The sequence below is a fragment of the Sphingomonas sp. P3_C5 genome (genome assembly GCF_056402635.1).
This window is the reverse complement of record NZ_JBFUHA010000005.1, coordinates 165,809-178,568: the sequence shown is the minus strand read 5'-3', so window position 1 is coordinate 178,568 and position 12,760 is coordinate 165,809. Positions and strand designations below refer to the sequence as shown.

Sequence of the window (12,760 nt, the reverse complement as noted above, 5' to 3'; positions counted from 1 at the left end):
TGCGGGGGGCGTGATGGCCGTCACATGCGAGGGTGTGCGCCGCCGACACCGCGCCTGGCACGGAGCGCGACCGCGATCAAGGACGTGGCCGAGGCGCTCAAGGAGCCGATCGCTGCTTTGTCGGCGGCAACAGTCTGGCTCGCGCTGTTCGGCGCGGGCATCATGCTGTTCTGGCTTCCAGGTAACGCCCTGGAGGGCTGCCCGGCCTCAATGAACAAGGAGCCCGTCAAGAGCCATGCCTCCCTCGTGCCACCCCCCGGCGACAGCCAAGGATAACACCAATCCGGTGGCAATTCGGACGAGCCACTTTCACATCGGGCGTTTTTGGATCAGCCTGTGTGAACGACGGGGAGGCGGGTTTATGAACAGAGGCTTGGCGCGAAGAAGCCGGATCAATCGGCTGCGCACGATATTGGCGGTCGCCGCCGCCACGGCGCTGCTGGGCGGCTGCATCAACACGACCTATCGCGACTCGATCGGTCAGTTCGGCACGCTCACCAAGGAATCAGTCGCGATCCAGAACCAGCGGCTGACTGCCCTCGCTGCCGCCGAGAGCGAGCGGATCCATCAGGCCCTGGCGGACAACCATGTCGATCTGCGCCTCTCGCCACAGTGCGCGCTGTTGCTCCTGCCGCCCGATCCGACAGCAACAACACCGCCAGCGCCGTGCACCCTGGTCGATGCAACGGGCAAGCCGATCGAGAAGATACCGACCTACTCGAACATCAAGGCGCTCGACCAGGCGCTGTCCGACTATTCCGACAACCTGATCCTGCTCGCGGCCGACACCACCAAGGATCAGGCGGCGTTTTCCGATTCGGTGACCGGGCTTGCCACGTCACTTGGCAATCTCGACGGAGCGATCCGCAAGGCGACCGGCGCGCCGCCTGGCACTTCGGGCGCGAAAATCGGCGCTGTCGCCGCGGTCGTCGCCAAGGCCGGCGGGCTAATCCTGGCGGCACAACGGGGGCGCGTACTGAAGAAGATCGTTATCGCCGGCGACCCGCTGGTGCAGGAAGCCACCAACATCCTGGCGGACGTTGATGACCGGCTGAACCTCTATGATTCGGTCGGGCTGTTACAGGCGGCCAATGCCGCGCAGACTGCGGCATCGCGTCTTGCGGCGGCGTCGGCCCCGCCGTCGGACCTGCGCGCGGCGCAGGACGCGTTGTTCGCCAGGGTCGCTGATTTCAACGCACGCAGCAGCGAGCAGCAGCGCTATCTGGCGATCGGCAAGGCCCATGCGAAACTCGCCGAGGCGGCGCGGACCGGCAACACGATCGATTTCGAAGCGGCGATCAGCGCGGTGATCGAACTGGCCAGCGTAACGAACACCGCGGTCGACGCACTCAAGAAGAAGGAGGGCGAGTGATGCCGGTCAAAATCCAGACACTCGGCGCCTGGGCGCAGACGCGCAACACGCTGGTCCAGGACCTGACGATGTCGATGCAGATCCTGCAATCGGCACCCTTTTCGGACGATCCGAACTCCGATTTCCAGCGTGCCACCGCGACCGACAACAAATTGCTCGACGCATTGCGTCGGCACGCCGTGCTTGGCATCAACCAGATCGACGACGCCATCGCCTCCGGGCCGCTGATCAGCGAGATCAATAGCTTGTCCAAGGCGGCGAAGAAGGAAGCCGACCGGATCCAGGCAATCGCCCACACGATCGCTGACGTGGCCGGCGTGGTCGACAAGGTGACGGGAGTGGTGACCAAATTCGCCGCCCTGCCCTTCATCGGCGGCGCGGCATGAGTCGCTTGCTGCAACGTCGCCAGGCGGCCGCCATCCAGCGGCGGTGCTCGCGCTTATGGCAAGACTGCACGTCGTGCATTTCAAGTTTCCCAATGGGTTGGCGGGAATCTTAAGACTTGGCCGCCCATTATTTCGACGCGGCGAGCGCGGTGGCGGTTCAGGGGAATATATGATGCGTGTGGTTTTCGGGATGATCGCGGCGCTGGTCGCGGCAGGTGCTGCGCCTGTGATGGCCCAGACAACGCCGACGCTTTTCCCTTCGACACAGACTGCGAGCGTCACCGAGGGTGCGACTGATACGGCGGTCCAGTTCGACGCGGTGACGCCAGGCTATGACAAGCCGCTCTTCCCCGATGTGCAGTTCGATTCGGCCAAGCTGACCCAGGACGGCCCGATATCCTCCGCGGCGCCGAACACTTATCACGCCGCGTTCAAGACGGTCGCGACCTTGCCGGGCGGCGTGACGACCGGCACCATCACCTTCCGTATGTGCCGCGACAGCCCCTGTACGCGTCCGTGGCCGGGTACTGAGCAGGTCTTCACCTACACGATCAACGTCGCGCTGAAGGACTGGGTGACGTATCAGCGCGATGCCGGGCATAGTGGCTATGTCCATGCCAGCTATGCAGGCGTCATCAAGAAGCGTTGGGTGTGGCAGCCATCGAGTACCTACAGATTCACGCGGGTTGCGACGAAGGGGAGCACGATCCTTGTCGGGAGCGAGGATAACAGAGGCCCCACCAGCGTCGTTGCGCTGACGATGCAGGGAGCGCCGATCTGGGTTTCTCCGATTGGACTGGCGCCCTGGGTCGGGCAGCCGGCGGTTTCAGGCGACACGGTCTATTTTCCCTCCATCCCCGTGTCTGGCAACGACAATCCGATCAGCGCCTTCGACGTGGCCACGGGCGCGCCCGTCACCCCGGCGATAACGTTCGATTCGCAATATTCGCCGCTCCTCGCGCCGACGCCGTTCGGCGACAGTCTTTACGTCGCAGCGGGATATAATGGGAACGAGGTCATCTCCTACGACCTCGCAGCAGGAACGCGGCGCTGGACTTCCTACGGCCAGGGCGCGTGGATCTGGGGTGGCGAAACCCCGGCGGTCGATGACGGCCATGTCTATTATTACAGCGGCGGCTATGTCGATTTTTTCGATCGGGCCACGGGCCAGCGCACCATGTCCATCCGGGACCCCAATTACGACTTCGCCAGTCATAGCGGCTCTTCCGACCATTATTATTACAGTGCCCCGATGCTGGGCACCGGCGGAAATGTGATTCTGCCCAATGACGCCGCCGGGCAGGTTCCGCTGGTGAAGTTCACGCCAGCGGGAGTTGCGACACAACTCGGTTCAGGCACCTATCAGGCTCCGCCGGCCTTCGCGAATGGTGTCATCTATGCGGCGGGCACCCAAAACGGCACGGCGCACCTCGAAGCGGTGAACGAGGCCGATGGAGCGATCCTGTGGACCTGGTCGCCGCCGGCGGACGACCAGACCTCAGTTACAGACAATGTCATCGCGACGGATACGCTGATTTTCGTGAGCACTCTGTCGAAACTTTATGCGGTCTCGGCAACCGATCCAGCGCACCCAGTGGTGTGGTCGGCGGCGACCCCAGGTTCAATCGCGATTTCGCGCGACAGTCTGTTGCTGGTCACGACCACGCTGAACGGGCACGCTGCGCTGGTGGCCTATAGCGTGAAGTGAGGGCCGCGCGTCTGATTCGTCCCGTCAAGACGGAGCCAATCCAAAGTCCCTCGACGGATTGAGCGTTGACACCGGCAATGCGTGCGAAGTCGCAATATGGTTTTCCCACCAGACCGGCGTTATCTCTCCAAGACCAGCTCGCTACTAAATTGTACCATGATCACCGCGACGGCGAAGTGGAATCGCCGCGAGTCGGAGGGTTGGCGCCGAGGTCGACTGATCCGCTATTTGCATGTCGGCGACATGCGCGTCCGGTTGAGGGGTATCCGTCATGAAAATCCAGGCAAGCATGTGCTCCATCCTATTTTTCGGCGCGGCGGCACTCGCGGTGCCCACCGCTGCCCAAGCCGGGGCGCCCGGTACCGGCCCGGTGGCTGCGCGGCTCCCAGCAAGCCCGTTGCTGCGAGCGAACGAAGCGCAGCGCGAGCAGTGGATGTGGGCATTCGCGGCCGCGCGGCTGCAGGCCGTTGCCGCCGATGCGTTGGGGACGACCGTTGCCGCGATGCCGCCTCCCCCGCCGCCGCCGCTCAACATCACCCGCAAGTCGATCACCTTGCTCAGCGCGACCGAGCTCGCCAGCCTGCGCCGGGGCATCGCGCAGATGATCGCGTGGAATTCGGCGCCGCATGGCAGCGCCAATTTCAAGCGCAGCCTGCGTTACTGGGCGAACATGCATGCTTATATCGGTGCCGGCTGCTCGAAGGATTCGGGGCTCAGCTATCCCGGCATGAGCGGGCTATCGCTGCAATCCAAGGCCACGCCCGACGAGATCGCGACATGGTGCACGTGCCAGCACGGCACCATCCAGTTCCTGACCTGGCACCGCATGTACCTCTTCTATTTCGAGCAGGTGCTGCAACAGGCCTCGGGCGATCCGAACCTTCGCCTGCCCTTCTGGGACTATGAGACCGACGGCCATCTCCCGCCCGCCTATCGCGCGCCGACCTATGTGGATGGCGGGGTGACCAAACCCAACCCGCTTTATATCGCCAATCGCCAGGCCCAGCTCAATGCCGGCACGGCGGCGCTGACCTCAGCGGTGACCTCGACCGCGGGCGCGATGCCGAGCACGACCTATTCGCCGTTCAACACAGCGCTCGAGCAGACGCCGCATGGATCGGTGCACTGCGCGACGGGCGTGGCGAGCTGCCCGAGCGGCTATATGGGCTATGTGCCCTCGGCCGGGAACGATCCAATCTTCTACAGCCACCACGCCAATATCGACCGTCTCTATGAATGCTGGCTGCGGGTGAACCCGGCGGCGCGGCTGCCGAACAATGCGGCGCAGCTCGCGGCGCATTTCAGCTTCATCAATGGCAGCGGTACACTCGTCTCGAGCAAGGTCGGCGACATGGTGACGCTGGCCCAACTCCATTATCGTTATGCCTCGGGCGGCGGCTGTCCGCTGATCATCAAATTCCCGCCAATCTATGCGCAGCTGGAAAGGCCGTTTCACGTGTATCCGCTGACTGGCCCGATCAAGTTGCAACGCGGGACCACGACGGTGCCGCTCAAGCTTGCGCCGACTACGCGCAAACAGATGCTGACGGCGCCGGTGCCGAAGGGCCGGGCGCTGCGCTCGATGCTGGTAATCGACGGGTTGAGCTATGACGAGCCGCCGGGCGTGCTCTACGAGGTCTATGTTCAGGGCGCCGACGGCAAGCGGGCGCTGGTTGGCGTGATCAACTTCTTCAACGACACAGCACCGCACCATGACGACATGAAGGGCATGGAAGATATGGCTGACACGGCATCGCGCACCTTCGATGCGACAGACGCGCTTGCCTCGCTCGGGGTCAGCGGTGACGCTTCGCTGGTGCTCGTACCGACGACCGGAGTCACCGGCGTTACCGCGCTCAAGGCGGCGGAGCGAATCAGCCCGCGCGCCAATGTGCGCTTCAAGGAGGCCCGGATCGAGCAGCGCTAGCGGCTTGCTGCCTCGGTACTTGTGACCCCGTATCGGTGCGATATGATCGCGCCGATGCAGGAGGTGTCGATGACCGAATTTTCCGGCGGCTGTGCGTGCGGCGAGATCCGCTATCGGCTCATTTCAGCGCCGATGTTCGTGCATTGCTGTCACTGCACCTCCTGCCAGACCGAGACAGGATCGGCCTTTGTGATCAACGCGATGATCGAAAGCGATCGGGTGGAGGCCATCAGGGGCGGGCCTGAGCCGGTGTTGACGCCGTCGGAAAGCGGCAGGGGGCAGCAAATATGGCGTTGCCCCACTTGCCGGGTTGCGCTGTGGAGCAACTATGGCGGCGCGGCCGATATCCTGCGCTTCGTGCGGGTCGGCACGCTCGACAAACCGGGCGGTCTGCCGCCCGACATCCATATCTATACCCGCTCGAAACTGCCGTGGGTGCAGCTGCCCGAGGGCGTGCCCGCGGTCGAGGCCTATTATGACAGCAAGACGCTCTGGCCCGAGGCGAGCCTTGCGCGGCGCAAGGCGCTGTTCGGATAGGCTTGGCGGCGCGCTCAGCGGCGCCCGCGATAGCTTGGCAGCGCCAGTTTCCAGTGAATCGCGGCGGCGCGCAGTCCGAAGCCTGCGGTGGCGGCGATGATGGCGGCCACGAATGCAGGAAGGCCGGCGACGACCAGCATGACGTGAAGCCCGGCGGCGAGCGCCGCCGCGGTAACATAGAGCTCGGGCCGCATCAGGATCGAGGGCTCGCCGGCGAGGACATCACGGATGATGCCGCCGACACAGGCGGTGATGACGCCCATCAGCGCGGCGGGCACCGGCGGGACGCCGAACGCAAGCGCCTTGGCGGCACCGAACACCGCATAGGCGGCGAGGCCGGCCGCATCGAGCCAGTCGAGCGCGGCGTCGCGCCACCAGCCTTGTGGCGTCACCCAGACAAGCGCCGCGACTGCGAGGCAGATCCCGGCGACGAGCGGATCGTGCACCCAGAAGACGGGCGCCCCGATCAGCAGGTCGCGGATCGAGCCGCCGCCGACGCCCGTCACCAGCGCGAAAAACGCGGCGGTAACGAAAGTCTGGGCACGGCGCGTCGCGGCGAGCGCGCCGGTGGTCGCGAACACAGCGATGCCGAACAGATCGAGCCAGGGCAGGATCGAGCCGAATTGCCAGAGGAGCGGGGCGTGCATCGGCACTCTCTACGCCCGGCGCAACGCGACGCCAAATCGCTGCGGCGGATCCAGGTTTTTGTCGTTAGGTCACGAAAGCCGAAAACCTGTGGTCAGTTTTCAGCAGGAGACTCTAGCGATGCGGAGCGTGCTGACACATATGGACGCGATGCAACGCACCCAGTCGCCGATGATCGTCCTCGCCGTCTGCCTCGCCGCTCTGGCGGGATTCGTCGATGCCCTGGTCTTTTCGAGCCTCGGCGGCTTCTTCGCCGCCTTCATGAGCGGGAACACGACCCGGCTCGGGGTTTCGCTTGCGGCCGGTCGCTATGATGAGGTGCGCATGGCTGGGGCGCTGATCCTGAGCTTCGTCAGCGGGGCGATGATCGCCACGGTTATCGCCAGGCATTGGCCACAGCGCGCCCAGACGATGGCAATGATCGGCGTCACGCTGCTGATCGGCTTTGCGGCTATGCTCGCGCAACACCAGCCCGACACAAGGACGCTGCTGCTGCTCGCCGGTGCGATGGGTCTCGAGAATGGCGGGTTCGCACGCGGACGCGAGATCGGTGTCGGGCTCGCGCGGATGACCGGGTTGCTGGTGCGGATGGGCGAAGGCCTGGCGGGTGCGCTGATGGGGGATGCCGATCGCTGGGGATGGCTGCGCCATCTCCTGTTGTGGCTCGCATTCCTGTGCGGCGTGGTGATGGGCGCGCGTTGCTATGGGGCGTTCGACAGCAAGGCGCTGTGGCTCGCGGCGGGTGCCGCCGGAGCGCTGGCAATCTCGATCGCGGCACTCTCCCGTGCGGGTGCGCAAACCGGCCCCTGGGGACCGCGCGCCGTCTGACGCGCCGGCCGCAATGGCGGCATATCGAGCCAAGCCTTCATTTCAATGCGTAAAAGTCCGCTGGCAGTGGCTTGTGTGAAAACATGCAGAACTGGTGTCTTGAGTATTATCACTAATATATTGAACATCTGTCATGATGTATGATACATGCCTGCCCACCGAGGGAACAGATGATCACATCCGCCCAGATGCGCGCCGCACGCGCCCTAGCCGGGATCGACCAGCGCCAGCTTGCCGAGCTCTCCGGCGTTTCGCTCCCGACCATCCAGCGCATGGAAGCCAGCGGGGGCAATGTGCGCGGCGTCATCGATACGCTGACCAAAGTCGTCGAAGCCTTTGAGCGCGCGGGCGTTGAGCTCATCGGCGAGGGCATGGAAAGCCGCGACGGCGGCAGGGGCGTACGGCTCAAGCAGGGCGGGCGCGTCGACAGAGCCAGCCGGTGACGATGCAGGCGCGGCATTCCCCGCGCTTTCTCGATCTCTACACCCCCAAGCTCGTGACCGTCCTGCGCGAGCGCTATTCATGGACTGACCTGAAAGCAGATGCGCTTGCCGGGCTGACCGTTGCGATCGTCGCCCTGCCGCTCTCGATGGCGATCGCGATCGCCTCTGGTGTGACGCCGGATCGCGGGCTTTACACCGCAATCGTCGGCGGGTTCTTCGTCTCGGCGCTCGGAGGCAGCCGGTTTCAGATCGGCGGGCCGGCCGGCGCCTTTATTGTGCTGGTTGCCGCGACTGTTGCGAAATATGGTGTCGACGGGTTGATCCTCGCGACGATGCTCTCGGGCCTGATCCTGCTGGTGGTGGGCTTTCTTCGGCTCGGCACCTTCATCAAATATATCCCCTACCCGGTGACGGTCGGCTTCACTTCAGGGATCGCGGTCATCATCTTCGCGAGCCAGCTCAAGGACCTGCTTGGATTGACGCTGGCCGGCACCGAGCCCGGGCCCTTTCTGCCCAAGCTCCTCGCACTCGGCGGAGCTTTGCCGAGCCTCAGCATCACCGCCGCGACGATCGCCGGGGTTTCCGTGGCGGCGATCCTGGTATTGCGCCGCCTGCGACCGCACTGGCCGGGCTTTCTGATCGCGGTTGCACTAGGCGCACTTGCCGTCTGGCTGCTGGCATTGCCGGTCGAGACGATCGGGACGAAGTTCGGCGGAATCCCGCGCTCGCTGCCGATACCGCATCTGCCCGACCTGTCGCTGGCGAGGATCGAGGCAGTGCTGCCGGCGGCCTTGTCCTTTGCTCTGCTGGGGGCGATCGAAAGCCTGTTGTCCGCAGTCGTCGCCGACAGCATGACGGGGCGGCGCCACCGCTCGAATTGCGAACTGGTCGCGCAAGGGGCGGCGAATATCGCCTCTTCCCTGTTTGGCGGGATCTGCGTGACCGGCACCATCGCCCGGACAGCGACCAATGTCCGCGCCGGCGCACGCGGGCCAATCGCCGGGATGCTTCACTCGCTGATCCTGCTCGGCTTCATGCTGGTAGCAGCTCCGCTGGCGAGCCTGATCCCGCTTGCGTCGCTCGCGGCGGTGCTCGCCGTTGTCGCATGGAACATGGCCGAGAAGCACGAGTTCGCGATCCTGTTGCGCGCGTCACGGGGTGACGCGGTGGTGCTGATCACAACCTTCCTGCTCGTCATCTTCCGCGACCTGACCGAGGGCATCCTGGTCGGTTTCGGCATCGGTGCCCTGTTGTTCCTGCACCGCATGGCGCAGGCGGTGGAGATTGAGCAGCCGGCGTTGCGCGTCGAAGGAGACCTGAGCGACGATGCCGAGGGCGACGATCGCACGCCTTATGATGCGGCGCTCGCAACCGACCCGGACATCATCGTCTATCGCATCACCGGAGCCTTCTTCTTCGGCGCAGCGGGTGCGGTCGCGGCCGCGCTCGACCGGATCGGCGAGCATCCCAAGGCCTATGTGATCGATGTCTCCAATGTGCCGGTGCTCGATTCAACCGCTGCCGCCACGATCGCCGGTTTTGCGCGCCAGGCACATCGGCACGGCGCGACCGTCTATGTCGCGGGGGCGCGTGCGGCGGTGCGCCGCCTGCTGCTGTTGCATGGCGGGCGGCCGCCTGAAGTGCGTTACCGCACGACGATCGAGGACGCCGTCTCCGCCGCGCGGCGGCATGAGGCCGGAGTGGCTGAGGACTGAACTGCGCGTGCCGATCAGATGTGGATCGGTTTCCCTAACACCGCCATCGCCGCTTCCTTGATCGCTTCCGAATGCGTCGGATGGGCGTGGCAGGTATAGGCGATGTCCTCCGAGGTCGCGCCGAACTCCATCGCCTGCGCGGCCTGGGCGATCATCGTGCCGCCGACCGAGGCGATGACCCAGACGCCGAGCACTCGGTCCGTCTTTGCATCCGCAATCACCTTCACGAAGCCGTCAGGCTCGTGATTGGTCTTGGCACGCGAATTGGCGAGCATCGGGAATTTGCCGACCTTCAGTTCCCCGCGCTCCTTCGCCGCTTCCTCAGTGAGGCCGACGCCGGCGATCTCCGGGCTGGTGTAGACCACGCTCGGGATCACGTCATGATTCACGATGCCGGTGAGGCCGGCGATGTTCTCGGCGACCGCGATCCCTTCGTCCTCGGCCTTGTGCGCGAGCATCGGACCGGGGATGACGTCGCCGATCGCCCAGATGCCGTCGACTGAAGTCTTGAAGCGGTGGTCGGTTTCGATTTGGCCACGCTGGTTGGTCGCCAGGCCGGCGGCATCGAGGCCGAGGCCGTCGGTGTTGGGACGACGGCCGATCGAGACGAGCACGGCATCGGCCTCGATCGTCTCAGGCGTTCCGCCGGCGGCTGGCTCGACGGTGAGCGTCGCGGTGGCGCCGTCGACCTTCACGCCGGTGACCTTGGTCGAGAGGCGGAATTCCAGCCCCTGCTTCTTCATGATCTTGTTGGATTCCTTGCGGACCTCGCCATCGAAGCCGGGCAGGATCTGATCGAGGAACTCGACGACCGTCACCTTGGCGCCGAGCCGGCGCCAGACCGAGCCGAGCTCGAGCCCGATCACGCCGCCGCCAATCACCACCATGTGCTTCGGCACGGCCGGAAGTTCGAGCGCGCCGGTCGAATCCACCACGATTTTCTGGTCGATGGTGACGCCGGGCAGCGGGGTGACTGAGGAACCGGTGGCGATGATGATGTTCTTCGCGCGGACTTCGCGGTCGCCGACCTTGACGCTGTCCTTGCCGGTGAAGCTGGCATAGCCCTTCAGCCATTCCACCTTGTTCTTCTTGAACAGGAACTCGATGCCGCCGGTGAGCTGCTTGACCGCGTCCTTGCGCTGGCCGTGCATGGTGTCGAGATCGAGGCTGGTCTCGACCTTCACGCCAAGCTTGGCGAGCCGGCCGGAGACGGCTTCGTCATAGAGCTCGGACGCGTGCAGCATCGCCTTGGAGGGAATACAGCCGACATTGAGGCAGGTGCCGCCAAGCGTCTCGCGACCCTCGATGCAACCGGTCTTGAGCCCGAGCTGTGCAGCACGGATCGCGGCGACATAACCGCCCGGGCCGGAGCCGATTACCAGGACGTCGAAATCATAGTCAGCCATTGTTGGTTTCCAGTTCTTGCGCACCGCGAGCGGCCCGTCTCGTAACGTGTCAGGTTATCCAGATAGCGATTGCGGAGCCGGTCTCAACGCTACGATCCAGAAGGGAGCGGAGTTCAGGCATGCTCTGCATCACATATTCCCAGCCCGTCTCTCCCTCATCGGCGAGGGAGCTCGCAATGTAGACGTCCTGAGCGGCCATCGCTGCAGGGTCATAGCGGCGCCGGAGCTCGTCGTCGCTGAGCTCCGCCAAGGCATCACGAAACGCCCGGACCTCGGTTGGTGCAGCGAGACGGGTGGGGCCATAGCCGAAGTCTTCGCCGATCGGTGAGCCTGCGTGCAGCAGGAAGGTGAGCGGGCCGCTCCCCTCCCATGGCGATCCGGTCAGGAGGAAGTGGATCGCTTGCCACGCCTTATCGAAATCGACGAGATCGCCGGCAGCCTCGGGTTCGTTGAGAAATTCATAGAATCCGTCGGGGTCGACGACTTTTTCCCAAAGCGCGGGGACGTCTGCGACGCGCCGGAGGCAAAGCACCATTCCCATCCCGAAATCCTTACAAGTCGATCAAAATCCGGGTCGGATCCTCGATCGCGTTCTTGAGCGCGACGAGGAATGTCACTGCCTCGCGGCCGTCGATCAGGCGGTGATCGTAGCTGAGCGCGAGGTACATCATCGGGCGCACCACGACCTGACCGTCGCGGACGACCGGGCGATCCTCGATGCGGTGAAGGCCGAGCACCGCCGACTGGGGCGGGTTGATGATCGGGGTCGACATCAGTGAACCGAACACGCCGCCATTGGAGATGGTGAAGGTGCCGCCCTTCATCTCTTCCATCTTGAGCGTGCCGTCCTTGGCGCGCTTGCCGAAATCGCCGATCGTGCGCTCGATCTGCGCGACCGACATCTGATCAGCATCGCGCACGACGGGGACGACCAGGCCGCCCGGGCCGGACACCGCGACCGAGATATCGGCATAATCATGATAGACGATCTCGTCGCCGTCGATCGAGGCGTTGACGCTCGGCACGTCCTTCAGCGCGAGGCAGGCTGCCTTGGCGAAGAAGCCCATGAAGCCGAGCCGGACACCATGCTTCTTCTCGAACAGATCCTTGTACTTGGTGCGCGCCTCGATCACCGCCGTCATGTCGACGTCGTTGAAGGTGGTGAGCATCGCGGCGGTGTTCTGCGCTTCCTTGAGACGCTTCGCGATCGTCTGGCGGAGGCGCGTCATGCGGACGCGCTCTTCCTTGCGGCCCGAGGCGGCTACAACCGATGGTGCGAGCTGCGGCTCGGGTGACGGCGCGGGAGCCGGAGCGGCGGGCGTCGCAGCGGCTGCGATCACATCGTCCTTGGTGATGCGGCCGTCCTTGCCGGTGCCCTTGACCGTCGACGGATCGACACCGTGCTCGAGCACCGCGCGGCGCACCGACGGCGAAAGGGCCGCTGGGCCGTCACCGGCGGCGGGTGCCGGCTGGGCGGCGCTGGCCAGGACCGGCGCTGGCGATGCGGTTACGGCCGGCTGCGGCGCGGTCGCCGCGGCGGGAGCGCCGCTGCCTGCGTCGATCGTCGCGATCATCGCGCCGACCTGGACGGTATCGCCGACCTGCACCGCATGCTGACCCATCACGCCGGCAACCGGGCTCGGCACCTCGATCGAGACCTTGTCGGTCTCGAGGCTGGCGATCGGCTCATCGGCCTTCACCGGATCGCCCGGCTGCTTCAGCCATTCGCCGAGGGTCGCTTCAGTGATCGACTCGCCCAGCACGGGCACTTTGACTTCGGTTGCCATCTTCTC

General features: G+C 64.9%; 13 protein-coding genes. 9 read left to right on the top strand and 4 right to left on the bottom strand.

Translation table 11 applies throughout. The annotated features are described in order from the left end of the window. The first annotated feature begins 84 nt into the window (after positions 1–84). The 6 genes from AC1DVS_RS14260 to AC1DVS_RS14235 all read left to right on the top strand — a co-directional run bounded on the left by AC1DVS_RS14260 (position 85) and on the right by AC1DVS_RS14235 (position 5,930). Positions 85–276, top strand: a complete 192-nt coding sequence (locus tag AC1DVS_RS14260) for a hypothetical protein (protein ID WP_478024073.1) — start codon at positions 85–87, stop codon at positions 274–276. An 85-nt stretch (positions 277–361) separates the two neighbouring features. Next, positions 362–1,372 (top strand): hypothetical protein, encoded by a 1,011-nt coding sequence (locus AC1DVS_RS14255; RefSeq protein ID WP_478024072.1) that lies wholly within the window; start codon positions 362–364, stop codon positions 1,370–1,372. Beyond that, the gene (locus tag AC1DVS_RS14250; protein ID WP_478024071.1) at positions 1,372–1,758 is read left to right on the top strand and encodes a hypothetical protein; all 387 of its coding nucleotides are present in this window, start codon (positions 1,372–1,374) and stop codon (positions 1,756–1,758) included. Before AC1DVS_RS14255 ends, AC1DVS_RS14250 begins: the two co-directional genes overlap by 1 nt. A gap of 172 nt (positions 1,759–1,930) precedes the next feature. Continuing rightward, positions 1,931–3,466, top strand: coding sequence for a PQQ-binding-like beta-propeller repeat protein (locus AC1DVS_RS14245; RefSeq protein WP_478024069.1), 1,536 nt, complete (start codon positions 1,931–1,933; stop codon positions 3,464–3,466). A gap of 271 nt (positions 3,467–3,737) precedes the next feature. Beyond that, positions 3,738–5,393 (top strand): tyrosinase family protein, encoded by a 1,656-nt coding sequence (locus AC1DVS_RS14240; RefSeq protein ID WP_478024067.1) that lies wholly within the window; start codon positions 3,738–3,740, stop codon positions 5,391–5,393. Positions 5,394–5,462: 69 nt separating this feature from the next. Next, on the top strand, positions 5,463–5,930 hold the full coding sequence (locus tag AC1DVS_RS14235) for a GFA family protein (protein WP_478024066.1): 468 nt from the start codon (positions 5,463–5,465) through the stop codon (positions 5,928–5,930). Between the two features lie 14 nt (positions 5,931–5,944). Here the strand turns inward: AC1DVS_RS14235 and AC1DVS_RS14230 are convergent, their stop codons facing one another. Further along, a complete protein-coding gene (locus AC1DVS_RS14230; RefSeq protein ID WP_478024064.1) occupies positions 5,945–6,577 on the bottom strand; it encodes a trimeric intracellular cation channel family protein in 633 nt (210 codons plus the stop codon). A 118-nt stretch (positions 6,578–6,695) separates the two neighbouring features. Here AC1DVS_RS14230 and AC1DVS_RS14225 point away from each other — a divergent pair, with 118 nt between their 5' ends. The 3 genes from AC1DVS_RS14225 (at position 6,696) to AC1DVS_RS14215 (ending at position 9,561) form a co-directional block, all read left to right on the top strand. After that, on the top strand, positions 6,696–7,403 hold the full coding sequence (locus tag AC1DVS_RS14225; protein WP_478024063.1) for a YoaK family protein: 708 nt from the start codon (positions 6,696–6,698) through the stop codon (positions 7,401–7,403). Positions 7,404–7,573: 170 nt separating this feature from the next. Next, a complete protein-coding gene (locus AC1DVS_RS14220) occupies positions 7,574–7,846 on the top strand; it encodes a helix-turn-helix domain-containing protein (RefSeq protein WP_478024061.1) in 273 nt (90 codons plus the stop codon). Between the two features lie 2 nt (positions 7,847–7,848). Beyond that, entirely contained in the window at positions 7,849–9,561 is a 1,713-nt protein-coding gene (locus AC1DVS_RS14215) for a SulP family inorganic anion transporter (protein ID WP_478024447.1), read from the top strand. Positions 9,562–9,575: 14 nt separating this feature from the next. On the opposite strand, the gene lpdA is transcribed toward AC1DVS_RS14215, so the two are convergent. From lpdA to odhB, 3 genes are read right to left on the bottom strand one after another with little or no spacing between them, the layout of a single operon-like run. After that, entirely contained in the window at positions 9,576–10,967 is a 1,392-nt protein-coding gene (gene lpdA / locus AC1DVS_RS14210) for a dihydrolipoyl dehydrogenase (RefSeq protein ID WP_478024059.1), read from the bottom strand. Positions 10,968–11,016: 49 nt separating this feature from the next. Then, complete coding sequence (locus AC1DVS_RS14205; RefSeq protein WP_478024057.1) at positions 11,017–11,508, bottom strand: YfbM family protein; 492 nt, start codon at positions 11,506–11,508, stop codon at positions 11,017–11,019. A gap of 10 nt (positions 11,509–11,518) precedes the next feature. Continuing rightward, positions 11,519–12,754, bottom strand: a complete 1,236-nt coding sequence (gene odhB, locus AC1DVS_RS14200; RefSeq protein ID WP_478024056.1) for a 2-oxoglutarate dehydrogenase complex dihydrolipoyllysine-residue succinyltransferase — start codon at positions 12,752–12,754, stop codon at positions 11,519–11,521. Between the last annotated feature and the right edge of the window lie 6 nt (positions 12,755–12,760).